20 protein-coding genes and 1 tRNA gene are annotated in these 18,030 nt (G+C 65.6%); 8 read left to right on the forward strand and 13 right to left on the reverse strand.

What is annotated here, in order from left to right:
* The first annotated feature begins 49 nt into the window (after positions 1-49).
* Positions 50-844, forward strand: a complete 795-nt coding sequence (locus tag NYR55_RS04510) for a FadR/GntR family transcriptional regulator (protein ID WP_260020025.1) — start codon at positions 50-52, stop codon at positions 842-844.
* A gap of 39 nt (positions 845-883) precedes the next feature.
* Here NYR55_RS04510 and NYR55_RS04515 read toward each other — a convergent pair.
* Positions 884-958, reverse strand: a tRNA-Gln gene (locus NYR55_RS04515).
* 60 nt (positions 959-1,018) lie between these two features.
* Positions 1,019-2,113 (reverse strand): branched-chain amino acid aminotransferase, encoded by a 1,095-nt coding sequence (locus NYR55_RS04520; protein ID WP_260020026.1) that lies wholly within the window; start codon positions 2,111-2,113, stop codon positions 1,019-1,021.
* Positions 2,114-2,204: 91 nt separating this feature from the next.
* Here NYR55_RS04520 and NYR55_RS04525 point away from each other — a divergent pair, with 91 nt between their 5' ends.
* Positions 2,205-2,711, forward strand: coding sequence for a helix-turn-helix domain-containing protein (locus NYR55_RS04525; RefSeq protein ID WP_260020027.1), 507 nt, complete (start codon positions 2,205-2,207; stop codon positions 2,709-2,711).
* Positions 2,712-2,771: 60 nt separating this feature from the next.
* Here the strand turns inward: NYR55_RS04525 and NYR55_RS04530 are convergent, their stop codons facing one another.
* The 8 genes from NYR55_RS04530 to NYR55_RS04565 form a co-directional block, all read right to left on the reverse strand.
* On the reverse strand, positions 2,772-3,392 hold the full coding sequence (locus NYR55_RS04530; protein WP_260020028.1) for a hemerythrin domain-containing protein: 621 nt from the start codon (positions 3,390-3,392) through the stop codon (positions 2,772-2,774).
* A 73-nt stretch (positions 3,393-3,465) separates the two neighbouring features.
* Positions 3,466-4,266, reverse strand: coding sequence for a pyrroline-5-carboxylate reductase (proC, locus tag NYR55_RS04535; RefSeq protein WP_260020029.1), 801 nt, complete (start codon positions 4,264-4,266; stop codon positions 3,466-3,468).
* Positions 4,263-4,766, reverse strand: a complete 504-nt coding sequence (locus NYR55_RS04540; protein WP_260020030.1) for a YbjN domain-containing protein — start codon at positions 4,764-4,766, stop codon at positions 4,263-4,265. The genes proC and NYR55_RS04540 overlap by 4 nt, the downstream gene beginning before the upstream one ends.
* A gap of 107 nt (positions 4,767-4,873) precedes the next feature.
* Positions 4,874-5,179 (reverse strand): accessory factor UbiK family protein, encoded by a 306-nt coding sequence (locus NYR55_RS04545; protein ID WP_260020031.1) that lies wholly within the window; start codon positions 5,177-5,179, stop codon positions 4,874-4,876.
* Between the two features lie 22 nt (positions 5,180-5,201).
* Positions 5,202-5,756 carry a TspO/MBR family protein gene (locus NYR55_RS04550; protein WP_260020032.1) on the reverse strand — a complete coding sequence of 185 codons (555 nt, stop codon included), beginning with the start codon at positions 5,754-5,756 and terminating at the stop codon, positions 5,202-5,204.
* Between the two features lie 28 nt (positions 5,757-5,784).
* Positions 5,785-8,886, reverse strand: coding sequence for an efflux RND transporter permease subunit (locus NYR55_RS04555; protein WP_260020033.1), 3,102 nt, complete (start codon positions 8,884-8,886; stop codon positions 5,785-5,787).
* A complete protein-coding gene (locus tag NYR55_RS04560) occupies positions 8,886-9,956 on the reverse strand; it encodes an efflux RND transporter periplasmic adaptor subunit (RefSeq protein WP_260020034.1) in 1,071 nt (356 codons plus the stop codon). The genes NYR55_RS04555 and NYR55_RS04560 overlap by 1 nt, the downstream gene beginning before the upstream one ends.
* 14 nt (positions 9,957-9,970) lie before the next feature.
* Positions 9,971-10,738 carry a TlyA family RNA methyltransferase gene (locus NYR55_RS04565; protein WP_260020035.1) on the reverse strand — a complete coding sequence of 256 codons (768 nt, stop codon included), beginning with the start codon at positions 10,736-10,738 and terminating at the stop codon, positions 9,971-9,973.
* Positions 10,739-10,862: 124 nt separating this feature from the next.
* On the opposite strand from NYR55_RS04565, the gene NYR55_RS04570 reads away from it, so the two are divergent.
* Positions 10,863-11,519, forward strand: coding sequence for an alpha/beta hydrolase (locus NYR55_RS04570; protein ID WP_260020036.1), 657 nt, complete (start codon positions 10,863-10,865; stop codon positions 11,517-11,519).
* A gap of 18 nt (positions 11,520-11,537) precedes the next feature.
* Here the strand turns inward: NYR55_RS04570 and dxs are convergent, their stop codons facing one another.
* The 3 genes from dxs to NYR55_RS04585 form a co-directional block, all read right to left on the reverse strand.
* Positions 11,538-13,463 (reverse strand): 1-deoxy-D-xylulose-5-phosphate synthase, encoded by a 1,926-nt coding sequence (gene dxs / locus NYR55_RS04575; protein WP_260020037.1) that lies wholly within the window; start codon positions 13,461-13,463, stop codon positions 11,538-11,540.
* 76 nt (positions 13,464-13,539) lie between these two features.
* On the reverse strand, positions 13,540-14,004 hold the full coding sequence (locus NYR55_RS04580) for a transcriptional repressor (RefSeq protein WP_260020038.1): 465 nt from the start codon (positions 14,002-14,004) through the stop codon (positions 13,540-13,542).
* A 38-nt stretch (positions 14,005-14,042) separates the two neighbouring features.
* The gene (locus tag NYR55_RS04585; RefSeq protein WP_260021556.1) at positions 14,043-14,432 is read right to left on the reverse strand and encodes a MerC domain-containing protein; all 390 of its coding nucleotides are present in this window, start codon (positions 14,430-14,432) and stop codon (positions 14,043-14,045) included.
* A 119-nt stretch (positions 14,433-14,551) separates the two neighbouring features.
* On the opposite strand from NYR55_RS04585, the gene NYR55_RS04590 reads away from it, so the two are divergent.
* The 5 genes from NYR55_RS04590 (at position 14,552) to rpsI (ending at position 17,843) form a co-directional block, all read left to right on the forward strand.
* Positions 14,552-15,589: a COX15/CtaA family protein gene (locus NYR55_RS04590; RefSeq protein ID WP_260020039.1), complete on the forward strand. Its 1,038-nt coding sequence runs from the start codon at positions 14,552-14,554 to the stop codon at positions 15,587-15,589.
* The gene (gene cutA / locus NYR55_RS04595) at positions 15,586-15,900 is read left to right on the forward strand and encodes a divalent-cation tolerance protein CutA (protein ID WP_260020040.1); all 315 of its coding nucleotides are present in this window, start codon (positions 15,586-15,588) and stop codon (positions 15,898-15,900) included. The genes NYR55_RS04590 and cutA overlap by 4 nt, the downstream gene beginning before the upstream one ends.
* Positions 15,900-16,703, forward strand: coding sequence for a hypothetical protein (locus tag NYR55_RS04600; protein WP_260020041.1), 804 nt, complete (start codon positions 15,900-15,902; stop codon positions 16,701-16,703). Before cutA ends, NYR55_RS04600 begins: the two co-directional genes overlap by 1 nt.
* 136 nt (positions 16,704-16,839) lie before the next feature.
* On the forward strand, positions 16,840-17,319 hold the full coding sequence (gene rplM, locus NYR55_RS04605) for a 50S ribosomal protein L13 (RefSeq protein WP_260020042.1): 480 nt from the start codon (positions 16,840-16,842) through the stop codon (positions 17,317-17,319).
* Positions 17,319-17,843 (forward strand): 30S ribosomal protein S9, encoded by a 525-nt coding sequence (gene rpsI, locus NYR55_RS04610; RefSeq protein WP_260020043.1) that lies wholly within the window; start codon positions 17,319-17,321, stop codon positions 17,841-17,843. Before rplM ends, rpsI begins: the two co-directional genes overlap by 1 nt.
* The last annotated feature ends 187 nt before the right edge of the window (positions 17,844-18,030 follow it).

Consider the following 18,030-nt stretch of genomic DNA (forward strand, 5'->3'; position numbering starts at 1 on the left):
GAATTGTCCTGACCAATTTGGTTGGACGACCACATGGCGGATGCTGGCGATGACGGACAATGCGAAACCCGGCCGGGCACCGCGGCTGTATCAGCAGGTGGCAGAGCGGCTGACCCGGGCGATTGCGGCGGGTACCCATGCGGTTGGCGACCGCCTGCCCGCCGAGCGGGAACTGGCCGCCGCCTATGCCGTCAGCCGACCGACGGTGCGTGAGGCGATCATCGCGCTGGAGCTGGACGGACGGGTCGAGGTGCGCGTCGGATCGGGCGTCTATGTGATCCAGCCCCGGCCCCCCGCGGCTACTGCGCCGATGGACGTGGGCGCGTTCGAACTGACCGAGGCGCGGCTGCTGATCGAGGGCGAGACGGCGGCGCTGGCCGCCAGCCTGATCACCGAGGCAGAACTGGCCGAGCTGGACCGGCTGCTTGCCGAAATGGCAGCGGCGGTGGAGGCGGACCGCCAGGCCGGGCATCCGACGGGTGGGCCCCGCATGGACGAATTGCTGGATGAACAATTCCACCTGACCATTGCGCGCGCGACGCAGAACAGCGCGCTGGCCGCGACGGTCGAACAGCTGTGGCAGACGCGCAATCGCTCGCCGCAATGTGCCCGCCTGTTCGAAAAATCGCGCGACTGGGGCGTGCGGCCGGTGGTGGCCGAACATCGCGCCATCCTGGATGCGCTGCGGTCACGCGATCCGGCCCGCGCCCGCGCGGCAATGCGCGATCACCTGAGCCGCGTGCTCCATTACATGCTGGATGCAACGGAGGTGGAGGCAGTGGCGGCAGCCCGCGCCAATGCTGCCGCCCGCCGCCGCCGGTTCGCGGGACGACCCACGGAATAAGCCGATTTCGGCACGACTGGGGATGGAACAGATGGTCGCTGGCTGGGGCGGCAGGATTCGAACCTACGAATGCCGGTACCAAAAACCGGTGCCTTACCGCTTGGCGACGCCCCAGCAGGCGACAGGGCGGCGTCTCTAGCGATAGATGCCGCGCACGTCAAAGGGGATGGTCAATTAAAGGATGCGTTCCACCCAGCCATGGGGGTCGGGTGCCTCGCCGCGCTGGATCGCGACCAGCCGTTCCCGGATGCCCTGAGTGACCATGCCCGGGCCGCCATTGCCGATCCGGAAATCGATATCATGGCCGCGAACCGACCCGATCGGCGTCACCACCGCCGCCGTGCCGCAGGCAAAAGCTTCGCGCAGCCGGCCCGACTGGCTGTCCGCGCACCACTGATCCAGGGAATAGCGTTCCTCGCGAACCGCAACGCCCATATCAGCGGCCAGCGTCAGGATGGCATCGCGGGTGATGCCGGGCAGGATCGTACCGGTCAGCGGGGGCGTGATCATGGTGCCGTCATCGAACACGAAAAACGTGTTCATGCCGCCCAGTTCCTCGATCCAGCGGCGCTCGACCGCGTCCAGGAACACGACCTGATCGCATCCCTGTTCGATTGCCTCGGCCTGCGCCACCAGGCTGGCGGCATAATTGCCACCGCATTTGGCAGCGCCCGTGCCGCCCGCCGCCGCGCGCGTATAATCCTGGCTCACCCACAGCGACACGGCCGGCGTCCCGCCCTTGAAATAGGCACCAGCCGGCGATGCGATCACGCAATAGAGATATTCCTTGGCCGGACGCACGCCCAGAAACACCTCCGACGCGAACATGAACGGCCGCAGATAGAGCGATCCGCCGTCGATGGCGGGGATCCAGTCGCGATCAATGCTGACCAGTTCGCGGACCGATTGAAGGAACAGGTCGGCGGGCAATTGCGGCATTGCCAGACGCGCGGCCGATTGCTGGAACCGGTGCGCGTTGCGGTCGGGCCGGAACAGGGTGACGCCGCCATCAGCAGTGCGATACGCCTTCAGCCCCTCGAAAATCTCCTGCGCGTAATGCAGCACCGATGCAGCGGGATCGAGCGCGATGGGCGCGCGCGCACGGATGGCGGCGTCGTGCCAGCCGCGATCCTCGCTGTAGCGGATGATGGCCATGTGATCGGTGAACAGCTTGCCGAATCCGGGATTGGCGAGCAGCGCGTCACGATCGGCCGCGGCAACCGGAGAAGCATGGGGTTCGACGACGAAACTGGGCCGTTCGGGCTGCACCAACTGATCCTTTCCCTGTGCGGCAATCCGCGCCGCGACGGGCGCCGGAATGGCTTGCGTCGACTTAGGCGCGGTGCCAAATTAGGTCAACATGGCTGGCCAAAACACTTCCGATCCGCTGCGTTCCGCATCTCCCCTGTTCTTGCGCGAACAGGAAATCCGGCGCGGCGTGGAACTGCTCTATTTCGGATACAGCCATCTGACGCGGTCCATCGACGAACGACTGGCCGAACAAGGTCTGGGCCGGGCGCATCACCGCGCGCTTTACTTCATCGCGCGTCAGCCGGATCTGAGCGTCAGCCAGCTGCTCGGCCTGCTGGCGATTACCAAGCAATCGCTGGGCCGTGTGCTTGGCGAATTGATCGATCGCGAACTGGTCGAAATGCGGCCCGGCGACCGGGATCGCCGCCAGCGGCTGTTGCGGCTGACCCCGGCCGGTCGCACCCTGGAAAGCCAGTTGTTCGAGGCACTGCGCGAACGGATGAGCAGCGCCTATCAAAGCGCGGGCCAGGGCGCGGTCGGCGGGTTCTGGGCCGTGCTGGAGGGGCTGATCCCGTCCAGCGAGCGCAACCGGATCGAAGGGTTGCGCCGGGGCTGACACGGCCGTGCACGGATACCGGCACGGCGGATGGCCTGCCGTTCCCCGTGCCGAACGGGTTCAGGCGACCTTGAACCCTTCCTTGTTCATCGCCGCGAACAATGCCTTGTTCCCCGCCTCGTCCCGCTGCGCCTTCAGCCTGGGGAACAGGACGTCCTCTTCCTCGCGCATATGGTCCTCGATCTCCTGCCGGAATTCGCGAACCAGCGTCAGGAATGCGGCGCTGTCCTTTGGCATGGTGTCCAGCCGGAACAGGTAATTTTTGACCAGCGCGTGTTCGCTGGACAGTTCTTCGAACGCTTCGGTTTCCCCGGCCTCGCGCAGCGCGGGGTAGATCACATTCTCTTCCTCGACCGCATGCTTGGTCAACGCCTGCTTCAGATGGGCCAGCAGCAGGGTGCGCTTGGTCACCGCCTTGTCCTCGGTCGCCTCGATCTGGTCGAACAGCTTGCGGACCGAGCTATGCTCGATAGCCAGCGCCTCTGCCCAATCGCTCGCCAGTGCGGTCGGTGCCTGCACAACCGCCTTGCGCCCGATCAGCGCGGCAACGCCCAGCGCGGCACCCGCGCCGACCGCCCCGGCCAGCACGGTGAAATTGCTCAGTCCCTTGCCCTCGGCACGCGCGCTTTTCCGAGCGGCGCCATTATGGGATTTGTTCTGGCGTTCCTTGGTCGTGGTCATGGCATCCTCCTGTCCTGGGTCCTGCAACAAGCAACCCATGCAGGACCCGTCGGTTCCCGGACGGCAGAAGGGGTCAGCGGGTGTTGAGTGCCGCCAATTCGCGATTGCGCCGTTCGGCGGCGGCCAGGGTCTCTTCGACCAACCGGGCCAGTGCCGCGTCCTCATCCAGGACATCAAGGCCCGCGCGCGTCGATCCGCCCTTGCTGGCCACCCGGTCGGCCAGGACGCCGGGCTGTTCCCGCGCATCTTCGGCCAGCCTTGCCGCGCCGACCACCGTGGCCAGCGCCATGCGAAGCGCCTGTGCCGGATCCAGCCCCAGCGCCGCCCCACCGGCCGACAGCGCGTCGATGAATCGATAGACAAAGGCCGGGCCGCTGCCCGCCAGCGCGGTGGCGACATCGAACAGCGGTTCATCGACCCATTCGACCAGCCCGAGCGGGGCCATCAACAGCGTGACGGAGGACCGATGATCCGCGGTGGCGCTGGCACCGCAGAGCGACACGACGCCCCGGCCGATCGCGACGGGCAGGTTCGGCATCGCGCGGACCACGGAACCCGCACCGGTTGCGGCGATCAGATCAGCCTCTCTGGTTCCGGCCAGGATGGAAAGGAGCAGCGGCGCAGCGGCCAGCATGTCCCCATGCGCGGCAATCGCCTCGCCCAGCTGCTGGGGCTTTACCCCGATCATCACGGCATCGAATTGCGCGTCTGCCGGAAACGCCCTGCCCTGCGCCACGCCATCGGGCAGCGCGCGGTCGGCGGTGTTGACCACGAACACGTCCCGGGCGGCAATGGTTTCAGTGGCGATCCACCGGGCCAGCATCGCGCCGGCCATGGCGCCGCATCCGACCAGGCCGATGGTGCGCAGCGTCACGCCTCGCCCTGAGTCTCGATCATCGACGCGGCAATCGCCTCACGCGGGGTCTTGCCGCCCCACAGGACGAACTGGAACACCGGGTAAAACCGCTCGCATTCGTCGATCGCGCTTTCGACCAGCAATTCGGCCTGCGCCAGCGACAGCGTGCCGCCATCTCCCGCATCGATCATCGCGGCATGGCGATACAGCAGGATGCCGGACGAAGACCAGAGTTCGAAATGCCCGATCCACAGCTGTTCGTTGACCAGCCCAATCGCCTCGTACAGCACGGGCCGACGCTCGTCCGGCACGCGGATGTCGGGAAAGGCGAGGAACTGGATCACGCCGTCCTCGGCCCGCCAGATCGCGCGCAGCTCGAACTCGGTCCAGCTGCCCTTTACCTTGGCGACGATCTCGTCCTCTTCGCGCTCGTACGACCAGCCATGCGCGGAGAAATAGTTTTCAAGCATCTCGATCGGGGCGGCGTCGTCGCGATCGAAATCGGATTCTTCAAGCATGGCCCGTCCTTGTCCCCGCATTCCTGCGGATGCAAGGGGTGCCGGTTGGCGGTGCGACGGGCAAGGCTTGTCCACCAGCCCTTTCGAAAAAGCTGTGGAAAAGCAGCTTATTCGGCCTTGGGTTCGGCAGGGGGCGCCTTTGCCGCCTTGGTTTTTGCAGCGTTAAGGCCGGCCAGCTGCTGTTCGATCGCATCAAGGCGCGCCTTCAGCGCATCCGCCTCGTCCCGCGCGGCAACTGCCATCGCCTTGACCGCGTCGAATTCGTCGCGGCTGACGAAATCAAGTCCGCCGATCCATTCGCGGGCCCGGTCGCGCGCCGCCGATTCGCCCTCGCGCGCCATGCCTGCAATGGTGCCGGCCGCGCCGTTCATGAACTTGACGAGATCGTCGATCAGCTTGTTGTCGGATTGCATCTGCCGGTTGTCCTCAATCGCTTCAAAGCGGAACTTGGGTGGAGGCGCGTGAAATCACAAGGGTTTCCGCATCCGGGTTCAACTGATCGAACTGGAAATTGAGGATCGAGGCAAAGCTGAGCCACAGCAGATAGGGCACCATCAGCCAGGCTGCGAGCGAGCGGACCCGGCCAAAGGCAAAGGTGGTGGCGATGGCCAGCACCAGGATCGCGACGATCAACCAGAAGCCGAGCGTGACCTGATGCGCGCCAAAGAACAGCGGCGACCAGACCAGGTTCAGTGCCAGCTGCACCACGAACAGGGCGATGGCCACGCCCCGCCCTTTCGCCCCGCGGGCATGAAGAACGATCGCGATGGCAAGGCCGAGCAGGATGTACAGCGTCGTCCACGCAACGCCGAACAGCCAGCCGGGCGGCGTGATATCCGGCCGTACCAGGGCAGCGTACCAGGCATTGTCCTCGCCCGATTGCACCAGCCGCCCCGCGCCCAGCCCCAGCAGGACGACAAGCGGAACCGTGACCACGGCCCAGCGCAAGAATGATAGCCGCAACTGCCCCTTTGACGCGATTTCGTTCACGATCCCCCCTTTTCGTCGATTTGTCTCGCTATTCGGCCGGCTGCGGTGCCCCCAACGCGGCATCCAGTTCGCGTCCCACCGCCTCCGGCGACTGGGTCCGCTTGGCAAGGCGGCTATAGAGCAGCGGTATCAGGAACAGCGTGATCACCGTGGCGAACAGCACGCCGAAAACGATGACCACGCCGATGGACGATCGTGCCGCGCTGCCCGCCCCGCCGGCCAGCACCAGCGGCACCGCGCCGGCGATGGTCGCGATCGAGGTCATCAGAATGGGGCGCAGGCGGCGGGCCGAAGCCTCACGGATCGCCTGAACGATCTCCATCCCTTCATCGCGCAGCTGATTGGCGAACTCGACGATCAGAATGCCGTTCTTTGCCGCCAGCCCGACCAGCATGACGATGCCGATCTGGCTGTAAAGGTTGAGCGTCTTGCCGAACAAGAGCAGACCGATCAGGCCGCCGGCGACCGCAAGCGGCACGGTGGTGATGATCACCGCTGGATGAACGAAACTTTCGAACTGGGCCGCCAGCAACAGATAGATGATGACGATGGTCAGGCCGAAAACCAGCAGGATCGATCCGCCCGTTTCCTTGAACGCCTGGCTTTCGCCGCGATAGCCGACGGCCAGCACCTCGGGCGACTTGCGCGCCTCGGTTTCCAGGAAGGTCAGCGCCTCGCCCAGCGTGTAGCCCGGGGCAAGGCCGCCCGACAGGGTGATCGCCCGCAGCTTGTTGAACCGGCCAAGATCGCGTGGCCCCGACACTTCCCGCGTGGTGACCAGGTTGGACAGCGGCACCAGCGCACCGGACCGCGCGCGGACATAGATGGTCGCCAGATCGGTCAGGGTCGACCGGTTGGTCGGTTCCGCCTGCACGACCACATAATATTCCTCGCCCCGGTCGACATAGGTGGAAACGCGGCGCGATCCGAGCAGCGTCTGCAACGCGGTGCTGACCTCCTGCACCGAAACGCCAAGGTCGCCTGCGCGCGTGGTATCCACATCGATGCGCAGCTGCGGCTTGGTTTCCTTGTAATCGGAATCGAGGTTGATGATGCCCGGGTTGTTCGATGCGGCGGCAAGGATGCGGTCACGCGCCTCGGCCAGCCCTTCATAGGTGGTGCCGGCAATGACCAGGTTCAGCGGCTGGCCCCGGCCGCGGCCAAGGGCGGAGCGGACCTGAGCGTTGCCGCGCACGGCGGGCAGCGTCTGCAGGATACCGTTGACCTGATTGGCGACGTCCTGCGTACTGACCGTGCGCTCGTCCCAGTGCTTCAGGAAAATGACGAACGCGGCGCTGTTGAAATCGTCGCTGGGGCCGAAACTGCCGGGCACGCGGGTGATCATGGTGCGCACCGCGCCCTGATCCAGCAGCGGCAACAGCTTTGCCTGCGCCTCCAGCGTGTATTTGTCCATCTGATCGAAACCGGTGCCTTCCGGCGCATTGATCGTCGCGTTCAGGCCGCCCTGATCCTCGGCCGGCACCAGTTCGGACTGGATGAGCGTGTACGAAAATCCGCCAAAGGCCAGAAAGGCGACGACGACAATCGTGGTCAGCAACGGCTTGCGGATCACGCCATCCAGCCGGTTGGAATAGCCGGTTTCGAGCCGCTGAAACTGGCGGTCGACCCAGCCGGTGACCCGGCCGCGCTTTTCCTTGCGCAGCATCTTGGAACACAGCATCGGCGTCAGCGTCAGCGCAAGGAAACCGGAAAAGGCGATTGCGCCGATCATGGCCACCGCAAGCTCGCGGAACAACAGGCCGGTCTGCCCGGCCAGGAACATGACCGGTACGAACACGGCGCAGACGACCAGCGTGGTGGAAATGACGGCGAACCCGACCTGACGCGTGCCCTTGAACGCCGCGACCAGGGGCGATTCCCCTTCCTCGATCCGGTGATAGACGTTTTCAAGGACGACGATGGCATCGTCGACAACGAGGCCGATGGCGAGGACCATTGCCAGCAGGGTCAGCAGATTGACCGAATACCCGACCATCCACAGCACGGCAAAGGCGCCCAGCAGACAGATCGGCACGGTCACCGCCGGGATGATCGTCGCCCGCCACGATCCCAGGAACAGGAAGATGACGGCAACCACCAGGATCGCGGCCTCCGCCAGGGTGTGCCAGACCTTTTCGATCGCTTCACCGATGAACAGCGAATCGTCCGATCCGATCGTGATCGTCATCCCCTGCGGCAGGTCGGGCTTCAGGTTCTCGGCCAGTTTCTTGGCTGCATCGGCGACGGCCAGCGTGTTGGCTCCCGACTGACGGACAATGCCCATGCCGACCGCCGAACCGCCGTTCAGGCGGAAGCTGCTATAGGGATTTTCGGCTCCCACCTCGACCCGCGCGACATCGCCCAGCCGCACCAGATAACCGTCCGGCCCACGGCCGACGATCAGGCGGGAAAAGCTGTCGGGCGCGGCAAAGGCACGGTCGACGCGCAGCGTGACATTCTGCTGACTGGACTCCAGTCGCCCGGCCGGCAGTTCGACATTCTGGCTGCGCAGCGAATTTTCAATGTCGGTCGGCGTCAGCTGAAAGGCGGCCAGCTTCTGCGCATTCAACCATACGCGCATCGAAGGCCGCGCCTCACCGCCCACAAAGATGCGGGCAACGCCGTCGATGGTGCCGAACCGGTCGACCAGATTGCGGTTGACGTAATCGGACAGCTGCAGCCGCGTCCAGCCGGGCCGCGACACCACCATGAACATGATCGGCGAGGCGTCGGCATCGACCTTGCGGACTTCCGGGGCCAGCGCCTCTTCGGGCAGGTCCTCCAGCACGCTGCCGACGCGGTCACGCACGTCGTTGGCGGCCGAATCGACCTCTCGATTGGGACGAAATTCGATGGAGATGCTCGACTGTCCGTCGCGGGAGGTCGAGGTGATCGTCTGAATCCCTTCGATGCCCGACAGCGCATCCTCAAGCGGCTGGGTGATCCGCGCCTCGATGACGGACGCGGCGGCACCGGTATAGACGGTTTCGATCGACACGATCGGCGGATCGGTGTCCGGATATTCGCGGATCGACAGGCTGAGATAGCCGACCAGCCCGAACAGGGTCAGCAGGATTGACAGGACGGCCGCAAAGACGGGTCGCCGGACGGATAGGTCCGACAACTGCATCAGTTGGCGCTCCCGCCCGTCGGCTTGCCGATGCCGGTAGCGGCCTGTTCCTGACCGTTAAGGCGGACCTGCTGCCCATCGGCAACCTTAACCACCCCTTCGGTAATCACGCGCGCATCTGGGCCAAGGCCGGACAGGATTTCAACCTTGCCCCCCTGACGAATGCCGGTGCGCACCGCCACGCGCTTGGCCTTGCCCTGTTCGACGACAAACACGAAGTTTTCGTCCCCATCGCCTACAACCGCCAGTTCGGGCACAGACGGCGCGGTGCGTGCCTGCGCCTCCACCACCACGGTCAGCAGCATCCCCGGCTTCAACCGGGCGTCGGGATTGGGGATAAGGGCGCGGACGGTGACGGCGCGGGTTTCCGGGTTCACGATCGCATCGATGACATCGATCCGGCCACGGAACCGCTCATCGGGATAGGCGGCGGCCTGCGCCTCGATCGGCTGACCCTGTTTCAGGGCGGACAGCATGGTTTCGGGGACCGAGAAATCGAGCTTGATCACCGAAAGATCGCTGATCCGCGCGACCTCGGTTCCGGCACTGACGATCGCCCCGGCGGAGATGTTGCGCAGCGAGACATAGCCGGAAAACGGCGCGCGCAGCACCCGGTCGCCGATGGACGCACGCGCCTCAGCCGCCTGAGCGCGCGCCTGCGCCGCAAGTGCGGTCTGCGCATCCAGCGCGCTTTGCGTCGCGAATCCGCGCTGGCGGAGTTCAGCCAGGCGGGAAAGCTGCTTTTCGGCCTCTGCCGCGCGGGCGCTGGCAACGTCCAGCTGGGCCGTTTCCTGACCGCGGGCCAGCACGGCAACCACATCGCCCTTGCGAATGAAATCGCCATCATCGAATGCCAGGCGCTCGATCCGCTCCGTCACGGGGGCGGCCAGCGTCACCTGTTCATTCGCATTGGCGGTGCCGACCGCCTCGATCCGTTCGACAAACCGTTCCTGAACCACCGGGGACACGGCAACAAGCGGCGCCGCGCGCCCCTTGGCCGCCGGTTGCGAACCGCCGCCGCAGCCCGCCGCCATCAGCGCGAGCGAAAGGATCAGGATTTGCTTATGCATCGGTGCCTAGGCCGCTATTCTGCAGAGGACCCTAACGCAAGCGCGCGAACGTCGTTTCGCGCCGCGATAAGAAACTCAACATTTCCTTCCGGCCCCGTGATGGGGCTTTCCACCGCATCCTGCACGGTCCAGCCAATCGTGCCAAGCCATGATTTGGTTGCATCGCACACACGCCGGTGAACCGCCGGATCGCGGACCACCCCGCCCTTGCCGATTTCGTGCCGTTCCGCCTCGAACTGCGGCTTGATCAGCGCGACCAGCCAGGCACCCGGTGCGGCAAAGGACATCGGCACGGGCAGCACCTTGTGCAGCGCAATGAAGCTTGCGTCACAGACGATCAGATCGACGAGTTCGGGCACATGATCGGCGGTCAGGATGCGTGCGCTTGTCTGTTCATGCACGATCACCCGCGGATCCTGACGCAGTTTCCACGCCAGCTGGTTGGTGCCGCTGTCCACGGCATAGACCCGCGCCGCGCCGCGGGTCAGCAGAACGTCGGTGAACCCGCCGGTCGATGATCCGACATCCATCGCCACCGCGCCCACGGGATCGATCGCAAAATGATCGAGCGCATGGGCCAGCTTGATCCCGCCCCGCGAAACCCAGGGATGGTCGCGGCCCTTGACGGTGATCTCGGCATCGTCGGGGATCTGCTGCCCGGGCTTGTCCACCTTTCGATCGCCGACGAAAACGACCCCGGCCATGACCAGCGCCTGAGCCCGGGTTCGGCTCTCCGCCAGGCCCCGTTCGGCGAGCAGTTGATCGATCCGCGTCTTTCCCATGCCGGTCCTTTGGCGGGGCGGGCGGACAAACGCAAACCCCGGCCCACCCAACGCAAAGTTTATTGCCTATCATTCTAGTAGGATTATCATGCGTCACCGGGGGCTGGACGAGGGAGTGACCGCGATGGCGATCTTTGACACGCATGACCGTACCGGCCCGACCATTCTGACCGTGCCCGGGCTGGATAACAGCGGCCCGGGCCATTGGCAGACGATCTGGGAATCGGTGCGCGGGGACGTGCGCCGGGTCGAGCTTGGCCTGTGGAATGCGCCGCAGCGCAATCCGTGGGTCACCCGGCTGGATCAGGCGATCGGCGAATCATCCGCACCCGTGGTGCTGGCCGGGCACAGCCTGGGTTGTATCGCCATCGCCTGGTGGGCGACCATGGCGGCGCCGGAGGTGCTGGCGCGGGTTGGCGGCGCGTTGATGGTGGCGCCAGCCGATGTCGACTGGGCGGATGCGCAAATCCTGCGGACCTTCCGCCCCATTCCCATCGAGCCGCTGCCCTTCCCCTCCATCCTCGTCGCCAGCCGCGACGATCCGTGGCTGGATGTGGAACGGGCGCACCACCTGGCAACCCATTGGGGCAGCCTGTTTCACGATGCGGGGGCGGCCGGGCATATCAATGCCGACAGCGGCCTCGGTAGCTGGCCCGAGGGGCAGGAGCTGCTCGCCCGGCTCAGCGACGGGTCGATCCACCGGACCGCCACCCGGCGCGTGCCGCCCGGCTGGCGCAACCCGGCGGGGGATCCGCGCGGATTTGGCCTGGGCAGCAGCTAACGCCGGATCGGCCTTCGGTCAGGCGCGCGCGCCCGCCTCTGTCTCCGTCTCGTTCCAGCGGAGCGCCTTCAGCACCGTATCGACGATGTGCGGGGCGTTCAGGCCGGCCTGGTCATACTGCACTTCCGGCTTGTCCTGATCCTGGAACAGGTCGGGCAGACGCATCGTCCGCAGTTTCAGCCCGCCATCGATCAGGCCCGCATCGCTCGCCATGGTCAGGACGTGCGCGCCAAGGCCGCCAATCGCATTCTCCTCGATCGTCACGGCGACTTCGTGCGTGGCGAGCAGGCGGCGGATCAGTTCCTCGTCCAGCGGCTTGGCAAAGCGCAGATCGGCGACGGTCGTCGACAGCCCCTTGGCGTCCAGCACGTCGGCCGCCTTCAGCGCCTCGGACAGGCGCGTGCCAAGCGACAGGATCGCGACCTTCTTGCCCTCGCGCACCACGCGGCCCTTGCCGATTTCCAGCTGCTGCGGCACCGCTGGCAACGGCACGCCGACCCCGTTGCCGCGCGGATAGCGGAACGCGATCGGGCCGCTGTCATGGCAGGCGGCGGTATAGGTCATGTGGACCAGCTCCGCCTCGTCGGCCGCAGCCATCACCACGAAATTGGGCAGCGACGCCAGATAGGTCACGTCAAAGCTGCCGGCATGGGTGCAGCCATCCGCGCCGACCAGCCCCGCCCGGTCGATGGCAAAGCGCACCGGCAGATTCTGGATCGCAACATCATGCACCACCTGGTCATAGGCGCGCTGAAGGAAGGTCGAATAAATGGCGCAGAACGGGCGCATCCCCTGCGCCGCAAGACCGGCGGCAAAGGTGACGGCGTGCTGTTCGGCGATACCGACGTCGAAGCTACGATCCGGATGCGCGTTGGCGAACTTGTCGACGCCCGTCCCGCCCGGCATGGCCGCGGTGATGGCGCAGATCCGCTTATCGGTCTCGGCCAGCTTGGCCAGCGTTTCGCCGAACACGTTCTGATATGCCGGCGGCCCCGGCGGTGCCTTGACCTGCGCGCCCGTGATCACGTCGAACTTCTGGACGCCGTGATATTTGTCGGCGCTGTTTTCGGCCGGGGCATAGCCCTTGCCCTTTTTCGTCACGACATGGATCAGGCAGGGCCCTTCCGCCGCGTCGCGCACATTTTCCAGCACGGGGACGAGATGGTCGAGATTGTGGCCGTCGATCGGGCCGACATAGTAAAAGCCCAGTTCCTCGAACAACGTGCCGCCCATGGCCAGGCCGCGGGCATATTCATCGGTCTTGCGCGCCGCCTTTTGCAGCGGCTCGGGCAGCTTGCGCGCCAGCCGCTTCAGCGTTTCGCGCACGCCCAGAAATTCGCGGCTGGACACGATGCGCGACAGATAGGCCGACAGGCCGCCGACCGGCGGGGCAATCGACATGTCATTGTCGTTCAGGATGACGATCAGGCGATTGCCCGCCTGTTCGGCATTGTTCATCGCCTCATAGGCCATGCCGGCGCTCATCGCGCCATCGCCGATCACGGCAATGCCCTTGCCCGGCGTGCCCGCCATCTTGTTGGCGACGGCAAAGCCCAGTGCTGCGGAAATGCTGGTCGAGCTGTGCGCCGCGCCGAACGGATCATATTCGCTTTCCGCCCGCTTGGTGAAACCGGACAGGCCGCCCCCCTGACGCAGCGTGCGGATGCGATCGCGCCGCCCGGTCAGGATCTTGTGCGGATAGCATTGATGGCCAACGTCCCACACCAGCCGGTCGTCCGGCGTGTTGAAGACGTAATGGATGGCGACAGTCAATTCGACCACGCCAAGCCCGGACCCCAGATGGCCGCCCGTTGTGCCGACCGCCGAAATCGTCTCGCTGCGCAATTCGTCGGCAAGCTGCCGAAGGTCGGCTGGCTTCAGCTTGCGAAGGGCCTCGGGCGTCGGAACAGTGTCGAGCAGCGGTGTCGCGGGACGGTCAGTCATCGTCCCGGTGTACTGTGTTCCCGACGCGAAGTCGATTGTTCCGATGCAACAGGCGGCCAGTAAAAAGACCGTTGGGTTACGCCTCGTCGCAATCGGCGCAGCGGCCGCGCACCTCGATCACGGGACGGACCGGCGCAAATCCTGCCTTTTCGGCCGCACTGCGCACCGACCCGGTAATCCGGTCATCGTCCAGATGCGTCGCCTGTCCGCAACTGTCGCAGACCAGGAAAATACAGTCGTGCAGGCAGCCGGGATGGGCATTGGCGACATAGGCATTCTGGCTTTCCACCCGGCGCGCCAGATTGGCACCGACGAACAGGTCGAGGATGCGATAGACGCTGTTGGGCGCAATGCGCCGCCCTTCCCGCTTGGAAACGGCATCGGCAATGTCATAGGCGCTGGCCGGCTTGGTAAACTCGGCCAGGGCGGCAAAGACGCTGGCACGCATTGCCGTCCATTGTTCGCCGGCGTCCTCCAGCTGGGCCTGCGCCGCGCTGGCGAGCGCCGCGCCACTGCGTTCCTGATGATCATGGGCGTGCATGGACTGAACCTAATGGCCGGCGAGGCCGGCGGCAAGCATCAGCCGCGGGCGCGGCGATTGAGATCGTGGCCCAGCGCGACAATCGCGACGCCCAGCACGGTGGCCGCCGCTTCCGCCCCGCCATGCGGCAGGTTCAGCGCCCCCGCCATGATGCCAAGGCCGAACGCGCCAGTCGCTGCGGGCAGCATCCGCCCATGCGTCCACGCCCCGATCCCAAGGCCCAGCGCACCAAAGGCGATCGCCAGAACCAGACCGATTTCATGCAGATGCGGGCTGACGATCCCGCTGCCCGCAGAGGCAAGCGCGCTGACCATCAGGATCGTGACGACGCAATGCACGGCGCACAGGCCCGACAATCCGATCGCCAGCCGGTCGATTCCCGGCATGCCGCGGATCAGGGAGCCAAGAACAAGGCGCTGAGTCGTCATCACGGCCCGCATATAGAAGTGCATCCGCAGAGTTACAACATATCATCACGTTGTTTCTGCCATGCCACGGCCCAAGGGCCGCATTGTCAGCGCGGGACACCTCGCCTATGTCGCATGGCGTGCTTCAACCCGGCTTCATCCCCTCGTCCGCACGTCCCGCAACCCTTGCCCGGTGGCTGGGAATCGTCGCAATCCTGATCGTCATGATCGTCGTCGTCGGTGGCATCACCCGGCTGACCGAATCGGGCCTGTCGATCACCGAATGGAAACCCGTGTCGGGCGCGCTGCCGCCGCTGAACGATGCGGACTGGCAGGCAGCGTTCGACCTGTATCGCCAGACCCCGGAATATCAGCAGATCAATCGCGGAATGTCGCTGGGCGAATTCCAGTTCATCTTTTTCTGGGAATGGGTGCATCGCCAGCTTGGCCGCCTGATCGGGCTGGCGCTGGCCCTGCCGCTGATCTGGTTCGCCGTTCGTCGCCGCATCCCGCATGGCTATACGCCGCGGCTGGTCGCGCTGGTCGCGCTGGTCGGGCTGCAGGGTACGCTGGGATGGTGGATGGTGCAGTCTGGCCTGGCCGACCGCACGGACGTCAGCCATTACCGGCTGGCCGCGCATCTGTTGACCGCCCTGTTCCTGCTGGCTGGCACGGTGTGGACTGCGCTTGATCTCCGACTGCTCGCCACCGCCCCTGCCGCACGACCGGCGCGCTTGGTGCCCCTGGCCGCCATTGCGGGCAGCATCCTGTTCATCCAGCTGTTGTTCGGCGCCTATACCGCCGGGCTGAATGCGGGCCTGGTCACCGATCAATGGCCGCTGATGAACGGCCGCTTCTTTCCGGCGGAGGAATTTGCCGGCCGGTCGGCGGTGGACGCGGTGTTCAACGACCCGTTCGTCATCCATTTCGTCCATCGCTGGTGGGCATGGGTGGCCGCCATCGCGCTGATCGTGCTGGCCGTGCGGGTAAAGCGGGCAGGCGCGCGGCCTGCATCCATCGCCATTCACGCGCTGCTCGGCACGCAGATCCTGCTGGGCATTGCCACGGTGATGACGGGCGTGAACCTGCACGTTGCGGTCACGCATCAGCTGGTCGGCGCCCTGCTGGTCATTGCCGTGACCCTGGGCGCGCATCGTCTGGGCCGGACGCCCGCGTGACTGGGCTGACGCTGGTTTACACGACCCTGGATAGCGTCGATCGCGCCGCCGACATCGCCGGGACTGTGGTGGAGGAACGGCTGGCCGCCTGCGCGCAGGTTCTGGCGCCGATCACGTCAACCTATCGCTGGCAAGGCAAGGTCGAAACCGCACAGGAATGGCCGCTGCTTTTGAAGGTGGCTTCGACCGATGCCGAACGGCTGATCGAACGGCTGGGCGTGCTGCACCCCTATGATCTGCCGGTCATCGAATGGTGGCCGGCATCGACCACGCCCGGCGCGCTCGCTTGGCTGGCCGAAAGCGTCGCTTGATGCTGACCGCTGCGATCCTGCTGGCTGTTCAGGCGACCGCGCCTGTTGCCGCGCACCGCTTTTCCCCGCCGCTGGACAGCGACTGGCGCTACCGGATCGATGAAACCCGGGAACAGGACGGGCGGACGGATCGCTATCGACTGGAGCGCATCGTGCGGTTCAAACGCACCGAACGCGGCTTTACCGCCGTATTGACCGTCACTGCCGTCGATGGCGGCATTGCCAGCGGCCCCGGCGCGATGTTCGAGGCGGGGATGAGCGGATTTGTCGGCGTGCCGATCCAGATGCACCTGGATTCGGCCGGGCGGGTCACGGCGGTCGACGACCTGGACCGGCATTTTGACCGGTGGACCGACGGGATCGTCGCGATCGGCCTGCGCGGCGTGAATGCCGACAAGCGCGCGCCGATCGCCAAGGCGCTGGCCGACCGGTTCGCCGCGATGCCCGCCCCTGCCCGGCTGGACATGTTCGCTTCCATGCTGGGCGCGATCATCCCTACCTCCGATCTGCCGGCCGCCCCGGTCACCGAAACGCCCATCGATCAGAAAAGCGCAGCCGCCGACCTGTCCGGCACGCGCCGCGCCTTTCGCTCTGCCGATGACTGGCTGGTGATCGACGACCGGCTGACCGGTCAGGGCCGCAGTCCGCAGGGTGCGTTCGACCTGTCCGTCGAACATCGCCGCACCATCGATCCGGCAACCGGGCTGATCCGGTCGTCGGTCCGCGTCCGGCGCACGGCCAGCGGCGATGCAGCACAGGTCACGACCACGCGCATCACCGTGGATCCACCATCGGCAAACTGACCCGGTATTCCTATACCCGTCAGCAGAGCCGCGCTTTCGCTTGACTTTCGGGCACGGATTGAACATTGGCCACCCATCGCGCCGCTCCGCACTGGGGCGGCGCTTGCTGTTCAACCCGGATAAGGTCACCAAGCCCATGAAGGCGCTGATGAAGACCACCAAGTCGGTAAAGCCGGCGGAAGTGGAAAAGAAGTGGCATATCGTTGACGCCGACGGCCTGGTGGTCGGTCGCGCTGCGACGATCATCGCCAATGTGCTGCGCGGCAAGCACAAGACCAGCTTTACCCCCCATGTCGATTGCGGTGACAACGTCATCGTCATCAACGCGGACAAGGTCCGTTTCACGGGCAAGAAGCTGTCGCAGAAGGTGTATTACAAGCACACCGGCTATGCGGGCGGCATCAAGGAAATCACCGCCGCCAAGGTGCTGGACGGCCGGTTCCCGGAGCGCGTGCTGGAAAAGGCGATCGAGCGCATGATCCCGCGCGGCCCGCTGGGCCGTCAGCAGATGCGCAATCTGCGCATCTACAAGGGCAGCGAGCATCCGCATGACGCCCAGAACCCCGAAGTGCTGGATATCGCGGGCATGAACCGCAAGAACAAGGTGGGCGCATAATGACCGACAATCGCCAGTCCCTTTCCGATCTGGGCGCGGTCGTCCAGGGCCAGCCGCTGGCCGAAGAGGGCACCGACCTGGGCGTTCAGGCGCCGACCTATGAGCCCGCGCCGCTGCGCGAGCAGGAACTCGACGCCTATGGCCGCGCCTATGCGACCGGCCGCCGCAAGGACGCGGTTGCCCGCGTGTGGATCAAGCCCGGATCGGGCAAGATCACGATCAACGGCCGTGATCAGGAAGTCTATTTCGCGCGTCCGACGCTGCGTCTCGTCATCAACCAGCCGTTCGGCGTTGCCGAGCGTGAGGGCCAGTATGACGTGATCGCCACCGTCAAGGGCGGCGGCCTGTCGGGTCAGGCCGGTGCCGTGAAGCACGGCATTGCCCAGGCGCTGACCAAGTACGAGCCTGCGCTGCGCACGCCCGTCAAGCGTGCCGGTTTCCTGACGCGTGACAGCCGCGCGGTCGAGCGCAAGAAGTACGGCAAGGCGAAGGCCCGCCGCAGCTTCCAGTTCTCGAAGCGCTGATCCGCTTTCAACGACGAACAACAGAAAAGGGCGGCTTTCGGGCCGCCCTTTTTTTGTGCTCCGCACCTATTCGCTTTGCGAAACAATGTGTTGCCTTTGCGCATCGCTTTGGCCGCCAAGTGGATTGGGGTTGCCGGGCGCTATTGACCCGGTGTCAAAGCGCAATAGCCTCTGACGCCATGCGGTG

The organism is Sphingomonas sp. BGYR3 (assembly GCF_025153455.1).
Classification (GTDB): domain Bacteria; phylum Pseudomonadota; class Alphaproteobacteria; order Sphingomonadales; family Sphingomonadaceae; genus Sphingomonas.